Source organism: Methylobacterium sp. 13MFTsu3.1M2, assembly GCF_900112625.1.
Taxonomy (GTDB): Bacteria; Pseudomonadota; Alphaproteobacteria; order Rhizobiales; family Beijerinckiaceae; genus Methylobacterium.
Genome location: NZ_FOMM01000035.1, coordinates 1 through 16568, shown reverse-complemented (window position 1 = coordinate 16568; position 16568 = coordinate 1). Strand labels below are relative to the sequence as shown.

The window sequence follows — 16568 nt, the reverse complement described above, 5'->3', positions numbered from 1 at the left end:
AGCGGAGGCGCCCGCGATGATCGATCTCTACGCCTGGAACACCCCCAACGGCCGGAAGATCAGCGTGGCGCTGGAGGAGATGGCGCTGCCCTACCGGGTCATCCCGGTCGACATCACGCAAGGGGCGCAGCACGCGCCGGACTTCCTGGCGATCAGCCCGAACAACCGCATCCCCGCCATCGTCGATCCGGACGGGCCGGACGGGTCCCCGATCCCGGTGTTCGAGTCCGGCGCGATCCTGCTCTACCTCGCCGAGAAGACCGGCCGCTTCCTGCCCGAGGACCGACGGCAGCGCGTCGCCGCCCTGGAATGGCTGATGTGGCAGATGGGCGGCTTCGGGCCGATGCCCGGCCAGGTCCACCACTTCCTGACCGTCGCGGAGGCCGACCGCGCCTACGGGCTCGCCCGCTACAGCAAGGAGACGCACCGGCTCTACGGCGTGCTGGACCGGCGCCTCGCGCAGGTCGCGTACGTCGCGGGGCCGCTCTCGGTGGCGGATTTCGCGATCCTCGGCTGGGCGTGGCGCCACGAGCGCCACCAGGTCGACCTCGCCGACTACCCGCAGGTCCGGCGCTGGTACGACCGGATGATGGAGCGCCCCGCCGTGCAGCGGGGCTTCGCCGTCCCGCTGAGCTGAGGCGGGGCGCCCCCTGGTCCGGCGCTTGCGACGCCGGAATCCACCGTTCGGGGAGTGACGATGAGGCGACGCACCTTCCTGGCCGCGGGGGCCGCGGCCCTGGCGGCCCCCTCCGTCGGGCGGGCGCAGGGCGCCCGGGTCCTGCGCATGGTCCCCCAGGCGAACGTCACCTCCATCGATCCGATCTGGACGACGGCGATCGTGACCCGCAACCACGCCTACGTGGTCTACGACACGCTGTTCGGCCTCGACGCCGACCTGCGGCCGCAGCCGCAGATGGCGGCCGGCCTCAAGGTCGAGCAGGACGGGCGCCGGGTGACGATCCCCCTGCGCGCGGGCCTGCGCTTCCACGACGGCACGCCGGTCCTGGCGCGGGACTGCGTCGCCAGCATCCGGCGCTGGGCGGCCCGCAACGGCTTCGGCCAGACCCTGATGGCCGCCACCGACGAGCTCGCCCACGACGGCGACACCGACATCGTGTTCCGGCTGAAGGCACCGTTCCCGCTCCTGCCGCAGGCGCTGGCGAGCGTGAGCCAGCCGGCCTTCGTCATGCCCGAGCGGGTCGCCCAGACCGACCCGTACAAGCAGATCACCGACGCCACCGGCTCCGGGCCGTTCCGCTGGAAGGCCGACGAGTTCAACTCGGGCAGCCTGATGGTCTACGAGCGCCACCCCGGCTACGTGCCGGCGCCCGGCACACCGAGCCTGACGGCCGGCGGCAAGGTCGCCCATTTCGACCGGATCGAGTGGCGGATCATCGCCGACGGCGCCACCGCGGCGGCGGCCCTGCAGAACGGCGAGATCGACTGGTACGAGCAGCCGCCGCCCGAGCTCCAGCAGCTGCTCGCCCGCAACCGCGACATCGTGGTGGAGGGCCTCGACCGGCTCACCAACCCGGCGATCCTGCGGATGAACCACCTGCAGCCGCCCTTCGACGACGTCGCGGTGCGCCGGGCGGTGCTGCCGGCGATCGTCCAGAGCGACTTCATGGCGGCGATCGTCGGCGACGATCCCGGGGCCTACGACGACCGCTGCGGGATCTTCACGCCCGGCACGCCGATGGCGAGCCAGGTCGGCCTGGAGGCGCTCACCGGGCCGCGCAGCCTGGAGGCGGCCCGCGCGGCGCTCAGGGCCTCGGGCTACGACGGCGCGAAGATCCGGCTCATCGGTCCCACGGACCTGCTGGCGCCCGCGGCGCTGACCCAGGTCGCGGCCGACCTGCTCCCCCGGATCGGCTTCAACGTCGACCTGGCCCTGAGCGACTGGGGCACGGTGATCCAGCGGCGCGTCTCCCGCGAGCCCGTCGAGAAGGGCGGCTGGTCGGTGCTGCTCACCACCTTCTCGTCCTTCGACAACGCCGACCCCGCCGCCCTGCAGCCGCTCCGGGCCAGCGGGCCGAACGCGTGGTTCGGCTGGCCGTCGGTGCCGCGGCTGGAGGCGCTCCGGACCGCGTGGTTCGCGGCCCCCGACGCGGAGGCGCGCCGGGCGATCTGCGCCGACATGCAGCGGATCGCCCTCGAGGAGGTCGTGTTCGTGCCGGTCGGCTCCTACCGCTCGATGACGTCCTACCGGCGCGACCTCACGGGCCGCCTCCCGGGCTTCCCGATCCTCTGGAACCTCCGGCGCGCCTGAGGGCGCGGCTCCGCCTCGCGCCGGGGCCGCCTCAGGCCCTCCGGCGCACCGTGCCGGCCTCTGCCGCTGCCTCTGCCGCTACCTTCGCTTCCGCCGCGCCCTCGCGCTCCAGCCGCTCCAGCAGGTCGCCGAGGGGCATCGGGCGGCCGATGTGGTAGCCCTGGGCGTAGCGGCTGCCGTGCCGCCGCGCCACGTCGAGCTGCGCCTCCGTCTCGATCCCCTCGACGATCCCGTCGAGGCCGAGGTTGCGGCACAGGTCCAGGATCGTGGAGACGAGGCTGCAGCCCCGGTCGGTGTCGATGTCGGCCATGAAGCCGCGGTCGATCTTGATCTTGTCCAGCGGCAGGCGGTGGACGTAGCCCAGGCTGGAATAGCCGGTCCCGAAATCGTCGAGCGCGATCTTGATGCCCAGGCTGCGCAGGGTGGTGATGGCCGCCTTGGCGTGGTCGAAGTCGCGCATCAGGGCGGTCTCGGTCAGCTCGAGCGTCAGGCGGCGCGGGTCGATGCCGCTGCCCCGCACCGCCGCCAGGATCGACAGGACGGTCTCGGGCGAGGCGAGGTCGTGGGCGGACAGGTTGAAGGACAGGCCGGTCCCGGGCGGGAGCTGCGCGCAGTCGGCGAGCGCCTTGCGCAGGAGCAGCAGCGTCACCGTGTGGATCATGCCGCCGCGCTCGGCGGCCGCGATGAACCGGTCCGGCGCGACGCGGCCCAGCGTCGGGCTCGTCCAGCGCGCCAGACCCTCCACGAAGGCGGTCCGCCCCGTGGCGAGGTCGAGGACCGGCTGGTAGTGCAGCACCATCTCGGCGGCGAGGTCCGCCGTCCGCAAGGCCGTCTCCACCGCCTGCTCGGCGCGGATCGCGTCCTTGTGCTCCTGCGAGAACAGGGTCGTCGCGCCGCGCCGCTGCTCCTTGGAGTGGTAGAGCGCGTAGTCGGCGCGGTCGAACAGGGCGTCGGCGTCGTGCGAGATCCGGCAGGGCAGCGCCAGCCCGCCCGAGCAGCCGGTGACGACCTGGATGTCGCCGATCCGGATCGGCCGCTGCAGCGCCGTGCAGACGCCGTCGCAGAAGGCGAGCGCCGCCGCGGCCGAAGCCGGCGCGCGCAGGATCACGCCGAACTCGTCGCCCCCCAGCCGCGTCACCACCACGTCCGCCCCCGCGAAGGCCGCGAGGCGCCGGCCGGCCTCCGCCAGGACGCGGTCGCCGACATTGTGCCCGTAGGTGTCGTTGATCGGCTTGAACCGGTCGAGATCGAAGATCGCCAGGGCGAAGGGCGTGTCCGCCCCGGAGGACGACCGGAGCGCCTCGTCGAGCTTCTGGAAGAAGTAGCGCCGGTTGGGGAGGCCGGTCAGGCTGTCGGTCTGGGCGAGGCGCGCGTTCTCCTCCGAGAGCCGGCTCGCCACGGCCTGGGACGCGACGAGGGCGACGAAGGCCCGGTAGTTGGTGTTGAGGATGCGGACCATCACGGCCGTGACGAAGGCCGTATTGGCCGCGATGGCGAGGAACACGTGGTTCCCGCTCGTCACGCAGCAGAACAGGAAGACGCCCATGACGATGCCGGTGACCAGGAAGGCCGCCAGCGGCAGGTAGGTCAGGCAGAAGATGCAGGCGATCACCGTGACGGCCACGAAGATCGCGACGTGGCCCTGCTCGTAGGGGCCGCCGAACGTGTTCAGGACCATCGCCCAGATCACGAAGGCGACGGAGAAGAAGACCGTGAGCACCGTCGTCCGCCGCAGGTGGCGGGCGGCCTGCGCCTCGTCCAGGGTCTCGGGCCTCAAGCGCCACCAGTGGATCGCGCGCAGGAGGCACAGCGCGATCACGGTCCCCGGGATGCCGAGGGTCAGGTAGGCGGGCGCGAGACCGTAATGCGTCACCGCGAGGGCGCCGGCATTGACCGAGAGCAGTCCGTAGAGGGACGGGATATGCTTCTGCAGTTCCGCGAGCTGACGCATGGCCGTCAGACCCGGGGCGGATGCGGTCGACCTCCCGATCAATATCGAGAAAGGATATTTCGGACGGTTCATCGAAGCTGCGTCTGAGAGATTGCCATATTATTATACTCCTAACATTAAAGAGATATTTAAGCCGCGAGCTGTCACGGCGGTCGTCCACGGCTCTATTCCCCGCGCCGGACCGCCGCATCGCGGCGCTCGGGAGACAATCCGCCGGGCGGCCGAGCCGATGATTTACCGCTTTCGTCCCAAGTTGAGCGGGAAGTGATCCGGTTCGACTTGTATCGAGGATCGTACAATTGCCTCTCTGCTCCATCTGCTCTTCCAGGGACTGGTGGATGGGGGTCGGCCGGCCGCCTCGCGTGCCGTCGGCGCCGATTGCCCGGACAGGACATCCCGGCGATGATCGTCGTCGCGGCCGCGGCCGCGGGGCTCAGGAGAGGCCGATGAGAATCCGTATCCGCGTCGCCCGGCTGGCGATCCTCGTCGGCGGGCTGTTGGTGGCCGCCGCGCCCGCGCAGGCCGAGACGATCGACGTGACCTTCGCCTGTCCGAACGGTCGGACGCTGGCCGTCACCTTCCTGAACGCCGCGGCGCCAGAGCGGGCGGTTGTCCGGCCGGACAACGGCGCCGCCGTCACCCTGCCGGTGCAGCTGAGCGGGTCGGGGTTCCGCTACGCCGACGCCACGCACGAGCTGCGGGGCAAGGGGCGGTCGGTCACGTGGACCGACGGCGCCGGCACGCCGGTCACCTGCACCGACCGGACGCCGGCCGACGCCAAGCCGCGCTAGGCTGCCCGGGGGATGCTCGGGGGGGGGGTGCACGGGGCGCGTGCCGGACCCTGGCCCGGCAGCGCCGGACCCGCTAGGAACCGCCCGTCCCGGAGATTGAGGCGTCGGCGTCCCGCCGCGCGTCGCCCGCGACGCGGAGACGTTCCTTGCCCGCGCCCGCGCCCCCGTCGCGCTTCGACGCCGTCCTCCTCGACCTCGACGGCACCCTCGTCGACAGCCTGGCCGATCTCCGGACGGCCCTGAACGCCACCCTGGCGCGGGAGGGTCTGCCGCCGTTCGGGACCGCCGCGATGCGGGCCATGGTGGGCGACGGCGCGGTGGCGCTGCTGCGGCGCGCCCTGCGGGCCTCGGGCGGCGATCTGGAGCGGGCGCCGGACCTCCTGCCGGCCTTCCTGGCCGTGTACGAGCCGCTCGCGGCCGCCGGCACCGCCCTGTTCCCCAACGCCGCCGCGGCGGTCCGCGACCTCCGGGCGGCGGGCTACGCGCTGGCGATCGTCACCAACAAGCCGGCCCGCGCCACCGGCCTGATCCTCGACGCGGTGGGGCTGGCGCCGCTGATCGACACGGTCGTGGGCGGCGACACGCTGCCCGAGCGCAAGCCCGATCCCGCGCCGCTGCGGGAGGCCCTGCGTCGCCTGCGGGTCGAGCCCGGGCGGGCCGTCATGGTCGGCGACATGCACCACGATATCGCGGCCGCCCGCGCCGCCGGCACCGCCGCCATCCTGGCCCGCTACGGCTACGGGCGCCCGGACGACGCGCGGACCGCCGACGCCGTCCTCGACGACATCGGCGGCCTGCGGGCGATGATCGGGGCGCTGCCCGCGGGCGGCACCCCGGCCTTCTAGCGGGATCCTAGCGGCTTGCCGCGAGGTCGAGGCGGGCGGGGGCGCCCGGCGCCCGGGCCTGCCGCTCGAGGACGGCGCGGGCGCTGTCAGCGAGGACGAGCCACGCGCCGGCCATGAGGGTGACGTCCTTGAGGACGAGGCGCCCGGCGCCCGAGAGGTAGGGGAAGCCGTGCTCGGCGTCGCCGAGCGCGGCGACCCAGGCCTCGGGGGTGGTCACGAGGAACGACAGGGTCACCACCGGGGTGAGGAAGGCCAGCACCGCGCCGGCCAGACCCAGCCGCCGCGACGCCAGCCCGACGAGGACGAGCAGGCCGATCAGCAGCTCGACCGTGCCGAGTCCGCGGGAGAACGCGTAGGTGTGGTTGGCCGTCTGCCACGCGCGGGCGGCGAGGTTGAGCTCGCCCTCGTGGGTGAGGTGCTGCGCGTACTGGTCGGGGTGGGCGTAGAAGAACGCCATCACCGGGCTGTTGGCGACGAAGGGCGTGATGCTGTCGGCCTCGTAGGGCACGAACTTGAGCGCGCCGATCCAGAGGAAGATGACCGCGATGGCGACCCGCATGGCCTGGAGGCCGAGGCGGTTCGAGCCCGGCCCGGAGACGAGGCCGAGGACGCGGCGAACCTGCGTGTTCATGGCACGATTCCTTGCTCAATCGGATGGGGGGAGGGGCTACGCCTCGGCGGAGGCCGCGAAGGCGTCGAGCGCGCGGGTCGCGTAGACGACCGCGGCACCGGCATTGAGGCTGGTGGCGACCCCGAGGGCCTCGGCCAGCTCGGCCTCGGTGGCGCCGAGCTTGCGGGCGGCGTCGGTGTGGACCGTGATACAGCCGTCGCAGCGCAGGGAGATCGCCACCGCCACCGCGATCAGCTCACGGGTCTTGGCGTCGAGCTGGCCGGTCTTCTGGCCCGCCGTGCTGAGGGTGCCGTAGCCCCGCACCGTGTCGGGGCTGAGCTTGGCGAAGTGTCCGACGCTGGCGGTGACCTGCTGGCGGTAGCTGTTCCAATCGATCATGTGCATGACGACCTCCTTCGTGATGACGAGGAAGGTAGTCGGGGCCGGCCGCGCCCTCGATGACCGCGCGGCGCAGGCCGATGACCGGGCGGATCAAACCGCCTGCGGGGGCGCCTCGGCCTGCCGCGCCTGTCCGGGGCGGATCCCGTACTTGCGCAGGAACGCCCGGCTGAGGGCGGGCGCGGACTGGTAGCCGACCTCCGCGGCCAGACGGTCCAGCGGGACCGTCTCGGTGCGCAGGCGGTGATGGGCGAGCCCGAGCCGCAGGTCGGTGAGGAATTCCAGCGGGGCGACGCCCGCCGCCCCGCGGAAGGCGCGCACGAGGCTCGCCCGCGACGCGGCGGCCGTCGCGGCCAGTTCGTCAAGCGTCCAGGGATGTACCGGGTCGCGCACCATCGCGAGCACCGCCCGGGCGGTGAGCGGCTGCCCCAGGAGGCGCAGCAGGCCCTCGGCCGGGGCCGACGCCTCGAGATGCGCGCGGAGCATCATCATGAACAGCGCGCTCGCGAGGTTCTCGGCGACCGCGACCGACCCGGCGCGGAGGTCGTTCAGCTCCTCGCGGATGCCCGCCAGGAGCGGCGCGAACCGGGTGGCCAGGGGCTCGGTGCCGACGCTCAGGACGAGGAGGTCGGGCAGGGCGGTCACGATCAGGGTCTGGGGCGCCGCCTCGAAGGCCAGGCGGCCGCAGATCAGCTCGACGTCCGGCTCGGCCCCAACGGTGGTCTTGAACCGCAGATCGTGCGCGTGGCGGACCGCGACGGGCAGGGGCGTCGACGGCGGCGGCCCCGCGCCGTGGAACAGGTGCGCGTCGCCGCGCGGCAGGAGCAGGATGTCCCCGGCCGCGACCTGCAGCGGCGCGCCCCCGGGCCGCCGCAGCGTGGCGCGGCCGCGCGTCACGAGGTGGAAATAGGCCTGCCGCGTCGGCTCCGGCGCGTGCGGGGCGGCCCAGGCGCCGCCGAACCGGCAGACGTCGTCCAGGTGCGGCCGCACGCGCAGCAGCGGCGCGAGGCCGCTCAGCGGATCGTCGATTCCGGCGGTTCCGTGTGCGTCCGCGCGGCGCCCGATCGGTCCGGCCATGCTCCCCGCGCTCCGGAATGCCCTCCGGGCCCGGCATAAGGGCGCGCGGTGGCCTCGACCAGGGGTTGTTCGTCCGCCGCGCCGGTTCAGCCCGCCGCGATGGCCTTCTCGACGAAGGCGGTCACGCCGGCGATGTAGCGCTGGATCGGGATCCCGCGCTTCCGGTGCTTGGCCCGCTTCACGTACCAGTCCTGCAGGAGCGGCTTGATCAGCGCCGCGGTGAGATCGACGTCGGCGACCGCGAAGACGCCCGCCGCCGCCCCGCGGGCGAGGACTTCGGCGAAGATGCGCTCCGTGGCGGCCTCGCTCTCCGTCGCCATCGTCCGGGCGGGGGCCGGGAAGCCCTTCGCCTCCATGAACGCGAAGACGAACCAGGGCTGCATCGCCTCGGTCAGGCGGATATGGGTCTCGATCAGCCAGCGCAGATGCGCGGCCGGATCCGCCGCGAGCCCCGCCGGGGCCTGCCGCAGGACCGCCTCCGCCGTCTCGGCCACCTCGGTGAGGATCATCACCAGCAGCGTGTTCTTGTTGTCGAAGTACGAGTAGAGCCCGCCCATGCTGAGCCCGGAGGCCCGGGCGAGGTCGCGCAGGCTCGTCTCGTGGAAGCCCTGCCGGCTCGACAGCTTCAGCACCGCCTCGATGATCCGCGCGAGGTTGGCGACGGCGACGTGGTCCTTCCGGACGCTGATCCGGTCCCGGTGCCGCGCCAGGATCCGCGCGCAGATCGCCTCGGTGGCGTAGGCGTCCTTCGCCGGAAGGTGCGCCGGAAAGTTCGCCGGAAGAGCGTCTGCGGGGCTCATCGATCCATCGTCGCTCCGTCGTCGTTTCGTCGTCGCGCCAGCCCGCGGTGGCCACGACCGGGAGCGGCTCCCGAGGTCTAGTCCGTTGCCAGGCGCGAATCCAGGCGATAAAAAGCGAGCGCTCGCTCGATTTTCGTCGTCGGCACCGACCCAGGAGGTGGGCCCGTGGATTTCACCATCTCCCCGCGCGTCGAGGATTACCGCGCCCGGATCGCGGCCTTCGTGGACGCGCACATCCTGCCGCTGGAGGCGGATCCGGCGGCCTATGACGGCCACGGCAACATCAGCCTCACCGAGCTGACGCGGCTGCGCGGACTCGCCCGCGCAGAGGGCCTGTGGTGCCTGCAATTGCGGCCCGAGACCGGCGGCGCCGGGCTCGACAAGGTCGGCATGGCGGTCTGCTACGAGGCCATGAACCGCTCGATCTTCGGCCCGGTCGTGTTCAACTCGGCCGCGCCCGACGACGGCAACATGATGGTGCTGGAGAAGGTCGCGACCCCGGACCAGAAGGCGCGCTGGCTCGCGCCGATCGTGGACGGGCGCGTCCGCTCGGCCTTCGCCATGACCGAGCCGCATCCCGGCGGCGGCTCCGATCCCGGCATGATCCAGACCCGGGCCGAGCGCCGCGGCGGCGGCTACGTGGTCACTGGCCGCAAATGGTACATCACCGGCGCCGAGGAGGCCGAGCACTTCATCCTGATGGCGCGCACCTCCGACGACGCGCGCAAAGGTCTGACCGCCTTCCTGTTCCACAGGGACCAGCCCGGCTGGCGGATCCTGCGCCGCATCCCGATCATGGGGCCGGAGGAGCATGGCGGCCACTGCGAGCTGCTGTTCGAGGGCCTGGAGATCCCGGCCGAGAACGTCCTGATGAATGAGGGCGACGGCCTGAAGCTCACCCAGATCCGCCTCGGGCCGGCGCGGCTGACCCACTGCATGCGCTGGCTCGGCCTGTCGAAGCGCTGCGTCGAGATCGCCCGGGCCTACGCGGCCGAGCGGCACGGCTTCGGGATCCGGCTGGCCGACCGGGAGAGCATCCAGCTGATGCTGGGCGACCTCGCCATGCGGATCGAGATCGGCCGCCTCCTGGTGATGAAGGCCGCCTGGGCCCTCGACCGGGGCAGCTTCGCCCGGAAGGAGGTGTCGATGGCCAAGGTCCACGTGGCCAACCTCCTGCACGCGGCCGCCGACACGGCGATCCAGATCAACGGCGCGCGGGGCTACTCCACCGACACGCCCCTCGAGTGGATCTACCGCTACGCCCGGCAGGCGCGCCTCGTGGACGGGGCCGACGAGGTCCACAAGATGGTCCTGAACCGCAATCTCAAGGCCGAGGGCGACGCCTTCTGGTCGTGGGACATCGGGGCCTGAGCGTCGGGGCCTGAGCGTCGGGGCCTGAGCGGGGCCGACACCGTCCGCCCGCCGCGCGGGGCGCGTCGGCAGGCCGAGCCAGACAGGGAAGCCGAGAGGAAGCCGAGAGTATGACCGAGGTCGTGATCACAGGCGCGGTGCGCACCGCGATCGGCACGTTCGGCGGCGCGCTGGCCGGCACGCCGCCCTCCGTCCTCGCCGCACGCTGCGTCGCGGAGGCGCTACGCCGCGCCGGGACCGCGCCCGAGACGGTCGGGCACGTGGTCCTCGGCAACGTCATCCCGACCGAGCCCCGGGACGCCTACATCGCCCGCGTCGCGGCGATGGAGGGCGGGATTCCCGCGGAGGTGCCGGCCATGACGGTCAACCGCCTCTGCGGCAGCGGCCTGCAGGCGATCGTCTCGGCCGCGCAGTCCATCCTGCTCGGCGACGCCGAGACGGCCGTGGCCGGCGGCGCCGAGAGCATGAGCCGCGCGCCCCACCTCCTGACCACCGGGCGGACCGGGTCGCGCATGGGCGACGCCGTGCTGGTCGACTACATGCTCGGCGCGCTGACCGACCCGTTCGGCAACGGCCATATGGGCGTCACCGCCGAGAACGTGGCCGCGCGCTACGCCGTCCCCCGCGACGCGCAGGACGCCTTCGCCGCCGAGAGCCAGGCCCGCGCCGCGCGGGCGATCCGCGAGGGCCGGTTCCGGGAGCAGATCCTGCCGATCGAGATCCAGCGCAAGCGCGAGACGGTGGCCTTCGACACCGACGAGCACCCGAAGGCCACGACCGCCGAGGACCTCGCCAAGCTGCGCCCGGCCTTCTCCAAGACCGGCAGCGTCACGGCCGGCAACGCCTCGGGGCTGAACGACGGCGCGGCGGCCCTCGTCCTGTCGAGCGCCGCGCGGGCCGCGCGCGACGGCGCGACGCCCCTCGCCCGCATCGTCGGCTACGCCCATGCCGGCGTGGACCCGTCCGAGATGGGCATGGGCCCGGTGCCGGCGGTGCGGCGGCTGCTGGAGCGGACCGGCCTGCGGGCGGCGGATTTCGACGTCGTCGAGTCGAACGAGGCCTTCGCGGCGCAGGCCTGCGCGGTCTCCCGCGCCCTCGACCTCGATCCCGACAGGGTCAACCCGAACGGCGGCGCCATCGCCCTCGGTCACCCGATCGGCGCCACGGGGGCGATCATCACCGTCAAGGCCCTCTACGAGCTGGCCCGGACCGGCGGCCGCTACGGGCTCGTGACCATGTGCATCGGCGGCGGCCAGGGGATCGCCATGGCCCTCGAGCGCGTCCCGTGACGCGGCCCTGAGGCACCATGCTGGACGCGGATCAGAGGACGGCGCTCTGCGCCTGGATCGGCCGGACCCTGGGGGCCGGGTCGGTCGCGCTCGACGACGCCCGGCCGCTGACCGGCGGCTCGATCCAGGAGAACTGGATGCTGTCGTGCCGGGTCGACGGCGCGCCCCGGAGCTTCGTCCTGCGCAAGGACGCGGCCGCCACCATCGCGTCGAGCCGCTCGCGGGCGGAGGAGTTCCGGATCCTGCGCGCCGCCTTCGCGGCCGGCGTGCGGGTGCCGGAGCCGGTCGGCTTCTGCGCGGATCCGGGGGTGGTCGGGGCGCCCTTCGCGCTGATGGGGCTCGTCTCCGGGATCGGGCTGGGGCCGCGGGTGGTCAAGGACACGAGCCTCGGCGGCCACCGCGCGGCCTTGGCCGAGCAGCTCGGCCGCGAGCTCGCCCGGACGCACGGCATCCTGCCGGCGGCCGGCCCGGGAACCGCCCCGGCGGACGACCTCGCCTTCCTCGGCGCGCCCGAGCCGGAGCCGGCCCTGGCCGAGATCCGCGCGCTCCGGGCGAGTCTCGACGGGATCGGCGCCGCGCGCCCGGCCCTCGAATGGGGCCTGCGCTGGGCCGAGCTCCACGCGCCGCCCTGTCCCCGGCCGGTCCTGGTCCACCGCGACTTCCGCACCGGCAACTACATGGTCGATGCCGAGGGCCTGACGGCGATCCTCGACTGGGAATTCGCCGGCTGGGGCGACCCGGTCCAGGATATCGGCTGGTTCTGCGCCGCCTGCTGGCGCTTCGGCCGGCCCGACCTGGAGGCCGGCGGCATCGCCCCGCGGGCCGCCTTCTACCGCGGCTACGAGGCCGAGAGCGGGCGCGCGATCGAGCCGGAGGCGGTGCGCTACTGGGAGGTCATGGCGCATCTGCGCTGGGCGGTGATCGCCCTGGAGCAGGGCCACCGCCACGTCTCCGGTCAGGAGACGTCGCTGGAGCTGGCGCTGACCGGCCGGATGGTCCCCGAACTCGAGGCCGCGATCCTGCGCGATACCGCGCCCGAGCGGTGGGGAGCCCGATGAGCGAATCCTTCCCGGACGCGCCCGCGGGCGCCGCCCTCCTGTCGGTCGCCCGGCAGAGCCTCCTCGACGAGGTCGCGCCGGCCCTGTCGGGGCGCCAGCGCTACGTCCTGCTGATGGCCGCCAACGCGATGGGTGTGGTCATGCGGGAGATCGCGCAGGCCGGCGCGGCGGCCGGGGCCTGGGAGCGGGCGCTGGGCGGCGCCGGATCGCCGGCCGAGCTGGTCGCGGCGCTCCGCGCCGGCCGGCGCGACGGGGACGCGGCGCTCCACGCCGCGCTCGTCGAGACGACACGGATCGCCGCCGGCATCTGGAAGGCCCCGGGCTAGCGATCCCGGGCTCCAGATCCGGGCGTCAGTAGGTGCGGCCGGTGCCCCGGCGTCGGTCGTAGCGGCGCCCGAGATAGGCGATGAGCTTCGGCACGATGAAGGCCGTCAGGAGCTTGCGCAGCATCGGTAAAACCTCCGTCAGCGGGTGCGGCGGACGAGCCATCCCGCCGCGAAAGCGACGGCGGCCAGGCCCAGCAGGGTGTTGGTGCGGTTGGCGTCGGCCGTGCGGATCGCCTGCCGGCCGTAATCGGCGCCGCGGCGGCGCGCGTCCCGGGCGCGGTCCCGGCCCTCGTCGATCAGGTGGTCGGCCCGCCTCCGGGCGGCCTCGGCCAGATGGCGGCCGTTCTCCGCCAGGTCCTCCGTGAGGTCCTCGGCGCGGTCGCGGGCGCGGCCGTAGGCGTACTGCGCCCCGCCGGCCACTTGGTTGACGGCGCCGCGCACCTGGCGTCCCGGGTCACCGGTCAGGCCGCCCAGGGCGGTCTGGGCGCGGCCCTTGAGGTGGCGGGACGCGCCGCGGATCTGGTCGCGGTTCATGCAGCTCTCCTGGTGTCGGGGAATGGAGCCCCGCCTCGGCGGGGGCAGCGGCGCCGGGGAGCCGGCGCCGCGGGACGGGCTCAGTGCTTGCCGGTGATCTTGTCGGCGACGGACTTGGCGCCGTCCTTGACGTCGCCGACGGTCTTCTGCGCCTCGCCCTTCAGCTCCTGCGCCTTGCCCTCGGCCACCAGCTTGTCGTTGCCCGTCGCCTTGCCGGCCGCCTGCTTGACGTTGCCCACCGCCTCGTTGGCCAGGCCCTTGATCTTGTCGGTCGTGCTGCTCATCGCGTGTGCTCCTGCTTCGCTGGTGAGGCCGGTCTCCCCGGCCGGTGGTGGCCCCCGCGATCGACGCGGGGGCCGGTGAAGGTGTCAGAGGGAGGTGTCAGACGCGCCGGGTCTCGTAGGCGCCGAGCAGGGTCGCGGGCTTGGGAGCGCCCATCCGGCCGCCGACATACGCCGCCAGCGCACCCAGGATCAGCGCCAGCGCGGCGTAGAACGCGCCCTGCGTGGCCGCCGACTTCGCCGTCACGGCAGCGGCCTCGGCCTTCTGCTTGGCGCTGGCCACCGCCTGCTCGTACTGCTTCTGGTAGTCGTCGATCTGCGCCTTGGCCTGATCCGGCGTGATGCCCTGCGCCTTGGCCAGGGCGTCGGCGGCGCGGGTCTTGGCCTGCTCCTTCTGGGCCGGGTCACCGGTCAGGACGGCCTTCACCGCCGCCACGGCCGCGTCCTTGGCGGCCTGCGGGTCCTGGCCGGCGGCCTGCTGACGGACCTTGTCCTCGATGCCGTCGAGCGGGTTCGAGATCTTCGACAGCGACGGCGCCGCCGCCTGGGCGGCGGTCTGCACCGTGCCGCCGACGAGGTTGCCGGCGCCGCCGAGCGCGCTCGAGACCGTGCCGAGCGTGCCGCCGACCAGGCCGCTGGCGGCCGAGGTCAGCATGTACAGCACCACCAGGGTGGTGACCGCCCAGGAGACCAGCCCGTGCAGGGCGGCCGCGCCCGGAAGGGCCTTGCCCGAGAGCCGCCCGGCGATGAGGCCGCCGGCCAGCGAGGCGACGAGGCCCGAGGCGACGAACCACGCGCCCGCGCCCATGGAGACGGTGGAGGCGGAGGGATTGTCGGCGGCGGTCGTGCCGACCGAGGCCAGCCCGACGCCGACGCCGACGAGGTTGATGATCACCTGGGTGACCAGCGCGGTCACGGCGCCGGCGAAGATGGCGCCCCAGGAGACTTGGTTGAGCAGGACGGCGCGCGTGTCGGCGTGCGCGTCCGGCGCGAGGGGCGTTGCAACGGTCTGGATGGTGGTCACGCTGTCACTCCGGTGGTGGATCGCTGAAATTCGTGGGGCCGCCGGCCCCCGGAAGGCCCGGAAGGCCCGGGGGTTGCCGGGACGCGGCTCAGTCGCGGCTCAGTCGCGGCTCAGTCGCGGCTCAATCGCGGCGGGCGCTGACGAGCAGGCCGAGGCCGAAGCCCGCGATGCCGGCGATGAGCAGGGCGGCGAGCGGGTACTCGGCGACCTGCTGGCCGACCTCGCGGGTGCCGCGGCGCAGGGCGTGGCTGCCGCGCGCGTAGGCGTCCTCGGCGTAGTCGTACGCCTCCTCGGCGGCGTGGCGGACGCCGCGCTCGGCGCGGGCGTACTGATCCTGCGCGGCGCCCTGGGCGCGGCGGGCGCGGGCCTCGACGTCGTCGGCCCCGAGATCGTCGACGGCGTCGCGAACCCGGCCGCCGATGTCGCGGGCCGCGTCGGCCACGTGGTCGGCCGCGTCGCGCACGGTGTCCTTGGCCTGGCCGTAGAGGGTCTCGGCCTGTCCGGCGGCCTCGCGGGCGCGGCCCTCGACCGAGTCCCGCCGCGAGCCGGTCAGGTCGCCGAACGCGCCCTGCACCTTGCCGCCGAGTTCCCGGGCCGCGCCCGTGATCCGATTGGTATCGACCATGTCGTTCTCCTTCGTCGTCGCGTCGGCGACCGCCTCCGCGATCGCGCTCGTGGTGGGGGCGCCTCACCGTGAGGCGCCGGGTGACGTCCGTCAGCGCGGGCCGGAGCCCGCGGGCCCGGAGCCGGCCTTCGATCCGGGCGCGTCGCGCTTCTGGCGCCGGCCCTCGGTCTCCGTCCGGGCATCGCCGGTCAGCTTGCCGATGGCCTCCTTCACCGAGCCCTTGAGGTGCTCGGCGGACGGTGTCTTCCTGTCTTCGGTCATGGGCGCCTCGTCATGCGTGAGAAAACCCTTGCCGAGCGGAAGATGTACGCCGGGCGCGCCGGATCAATGGTGTGGTTGTACCAGTATGGCGGTATTCATCCGTCAGAGATGTTCAGGGGAAAGCCGTTCTCGCGCCCCCAAACGACTGCCTCGCTGCGCTTGTGGATGCCGATCTTGCGGTACAGTGCGGCGCCGTGATTGCGCACCGTGTTGCGCGACAGCCCGAGCTTGCGCGCGATCGCGTCGTCGCCGAGCCCCGCGCAGATCAGGTTGAGGATCTGGCGCTCGCGCACGGTCAGGTTCGGCGCCGCCGCGTCGCCGCCCTCCCGGGCCGGCCGGCGCAGGTTCGCCAGCTTCTCGATCAGCCCGCGGCTGAACCACGACGTGTCGGCCATCACCGTCTCGATCGCGTCGAACAGCTCCCGCTCCGAGTGCTTGCGCGCGGTGATGTCCTGCAGCACCAGCAGAACGAAGGCCGTCTCGTTGATCTCGACCCGCTCGGCCGAGACCAGGCAGTCGAGGTTCGCGCCGCTCTCGTGGCGCAGGCACACCTCGAGACCCAGCACGTAGCCCTGCCGCTCCAGGGCGGCCTCGACCTGCAGGCGCTGCTTCTCGGCGACCCACAGGCCGGCCTCCTCCAGCGAGCGACCGACGACGCGGTCCCCGCTCAGGCCGAAGACCCGGCTGAACGCCTCGTTCACGCCCGTGACCTGGCCGTCCTCGGCCCGCACCAGCACGGTCGGGATCGGCGTCATCCGGAACGCCTTGGCGAAGCGCTCCTCGCTCTGGCGCAGGGCGGCCTCGGCCTTCCGGCGCAGTTCCAGGTCCGCGAAGGTGAACAGCATGCAGGGCTCGTCGCCCATCTCGATCGGCTGCCCGGCGACGATCACGAAGCGGCTCCCGCCGTCGGGCAGGTCGAGGCAGGCCTCCATCTGCGGGATCGTGCCGCCCGCGTTGAGCCGCGCGACGGCGAGGTCGCGGTTGCGCGCGCCGGCCAGGACGTCGACCTCGTAGACGCTGCGGCCGATGACGGCGTCGCGGGTGTGGCCGGTCATCT

The 16568-nt window shown here is 73.3% G+C and carries 19 protein-coding genes; 8 read left to right on the top strand and 11 right to left on the bottom strand.

Translation table 11 applies throughout. From position 1 onward, the window contains the following. Nucleotides 1-16 precede the first annotated feature (16 nt). Nucleotides 17-637, top strand: a complete 621-nt coding sequence (locus BM314_RS26925) for a glutathione S-transferase N-terminal domain-containing protein (RefSeq protein WP_091981476.1) — start codon at nucleotides 17-19, stop codon at nucleotides 635-637. Nucleotides 638-697: 60 nt separating this feature from the next. Further along, a complete protein-coding gene (locus BM314_RS26920) occupies nucleotides 698-2269 on the top strand; it encodes an ABC transporter substrate-binding protein (RefSeq protein WP_091981473.1) in 1572 nt (523 codons plus the stop codon). 31 nt (nucleotides 2270-2300) lie between these two features. Here the strand turns inward: BM314_RS26920 and BM314_RS26915 are convergent, their stop codons facing one another. Further along, nucleotides 2301-4220 (bottom strand): putative bifunctional diguanylate cyclase/phosphodiesterase, encoded by a 1920-nt coding sequence (locus BM314_RS26915; RefSeq protein ID WP_244540051.1) that lies wholly within the window; start codon nucleotides 4218-4220, stop codon nucleotides 2301-2303. A gap of 446 nt (nucleotides 4221-4666) precedes the next feature. On the opposite strand from BM314_RS26915, the gene BM314_RS26910 reads away from it, so the two are divergent. Together BM314_RS26910 and gph are read left to right on the top strand one after the other, a co-directional pair. Further along, complete coding sequence (locus BM314_RS26910; protein ID WP_091981469.1) at nucleotides 4667-5011, top strand: MliC family protein; 345 nt, start codon at nucleotides 4667-4669, stop codon at nucleotides 5009-5011. A gap of 146 nt (nucleotides 5012-5157) precedes the next feature. Further along, entirely contained in the window at nucleotides 5158-5856 is a 699-nt protein-coding gene (gph, locus tag BM314_RS26905; protein ID WP_091981467.1) for a phosphoglycolate phosphatase, read from the top strand. A 7-nt stretch (nucleotides 5857-5863) separates the two neighbouring features. On the opposite strand, the gene rclC is transcribed toward gph, so the two are convergent. The 4 genes from rclC to BM314_RS26885 all read right to left on the bottom strand — a co-directional run bounded on the left by rclC (nucleotide 5864) and on the right by BM314_RS26885 (nucleotide 8742). After that, nucleotides 5864-6487 carry a reactive chlorine resistance membrane protein RclC gene (rclC, locus tag BM314_RS26900; RefSeq protein ID WP_020096314.1) on the bottom strand — a complete coding sequence of 208 codons (624 nt, stop codon included), beginning with the start codon at nucleotides 6485-6487 and terminating at the stop codon, nucleotides 5864-5866. A 36-nt stretch (nucleotides 6488-6523) separates the two neighbouring features. Next, a complete protein-coding gene (locus BM314_RS26895) occupies nucleotides 6524-6871 on the bottom strand; it encodes a carboxymuconolactone decarboxylase family protein (RefSeq protein WP_091981465.1) in 348 nt (115 codons plus the stop codon). Between the two features lie 87 nt (nucleotides 6872-6958). Continuing rightward, nucleotides 6959-7942: a cupin domain-containing protein gene (locus tag BM314_RS26890; RefSeq protein WP_020096312.1), complete on the bottom strand. Its 984-nt coding sequence runs from the start codon at nucleotides 7940-7942 to the stop codon at nucleotides 6959-6961. An 86-nt stretch (nucleotides 7943-8028) separates the two neighbouring features. Beyond that, nucleotides 8029-8742, bottom strand: a complete 714-nt coding sequence (locus tag BM314_RS26885) for a TetR/AcrR family transcriptional regulator (RefSeq protein ID WP_091928239.1) — start codon at nucleotides 8740-8742, stop codon at nucleotides 8029-8031. 165 nt (nucleotides 8743-8907) lie between these two features. Between BM314_RS26885 and BM314_RS26880 the strand changes: the two genes are divergently transcribed. From BM314_RS26880 to BM314_RS26865, 4 genes are all read left to right on the top strand, one after another. Continuing rightward, on the top strand, nucleotides 8908-10113 hold the full coding sequence (locus BM314_RS26880; protein ID WP_091981463.1) for an acyl-CoA dehydrogenase family protein: 1206 nt from the start codon (nucleotides 8908-8910) through the stop codon (nucleotides 10111-10113). A gap of 110 nt (nucleotides 10114-10223) precedes the next feature. Further along, a complete protein-coding gene (gene bktB / locus BM314_RS26875) occupies nucleotides 10224-11402 on the top strand; it encodes a beta-ketothiolase BktB (protein WP_091981461.1) in 1179 nt (392 codons plus the stop codon). A gap of 17 nt (nucleotides 11403-11419) precedes the next feature. Beyond that, nucleotides 11420-12460: a phosphotransferase family protein gene (locus BM314_RS26870; protein ID WP_091981459.1), complete on the top strand. Its 1041-nt coding sequence runs from the start codon at nucleotides 11420-11422 to the stop codon at nucleotides 12458-12460. Further along, complete coding sequence (locus tag BM314_RS26865) at nucleotides 12457-12786, top strand: DUF6285 domain-containing protein (RefSeq protein ID WP_056524493.1); 330 nt, start codon at nucleotides 12457-12459, stop codon at nucleotides 12784-12786. The genes BM314_RS26870 and BM314_RS26865 overlap by 4 nt, the downstream gene beginning before the upstream one ends. A 138-nt stretch (nucleotides 12787-12924) precedes the next feature. On the opposite strand, the gene BM314_RS26860 is transcribed toward BM314_RS26865, so the two are convergent. The 6 genes from BM314_RS26860 to BM314_RS26835 all read right to left on the bottom strand — a co-directional run. Beyond that, nucleotides 12925-13320: a CsbD family protein gene (locus tag BM314_RS26860; protein WP_091928243.1), complete on the bottom strand. Its 396-nt coding sequence runs from the start codon at nucleotides 13318-13320 to the stop codon at nucleotides 12925-12927. Nucleotides 13321-13400: 80 nt separating this feature from the next. Next, the gene (locus BM314_RS26855; RefSeq protein ID WP_020096305.1) at nucleotides 13401-13604 is read right to left on the bottom strand and encodes a CsbD family protein; all 204 of its coding nucleotides are present in this window, start codon (nucleotides 13602-13604) and stop codon (nucleotides 13401-13403) included. Nucleotides 13605-13701: 97 nt separating this feature from the next. Next, nucleotides 13702-14625 (bottom strand): hypothetical protein, encoded by a 924-nt coding sequence (locus BM314_RS26850; RefSeq protein ID WP_020096304.1) that lies wholly within the window; start codon nucleotides 14623-14625, stop codon nucleotides 13702-13704. Between the two features lie 121 nt (nucleotides 14626-14746). Further along, the gene (locus BM314_RS26845) at nucleotides 14747-15250 is read right to left on the bottom strand and encodes a CsbD family protein (protein ID WP_091981456.1); all 504 of its coding nucleotides are present in this window, start codon (nucleotides 15248-15250) and stop codon (nucleotides 14747-14749) included. 90 nt (nucleotides 15251-15340) lie between these two features. After that, nucleotides 15341-15511 (bottom strand): CsbD family protein, encoded by a 171-nt coding sequence (locus BM314_RS26840; protein ID WP_020096302.1) that lies wholly within the window; start codon nucleotides 15509-15511, stop codon nucleotides 15341-15343. Between the two features lie 95 nt (nucleotides 15512-15606). After that, a partial coding sequence (locus BM314_RS26835) for a helix-turn-helix transcriptional regulator (RefSeq protein WP_107353647.1) occupies nucleotides 15607-16568 on the bottom strand: 962 nt, incomplete at its 5' end.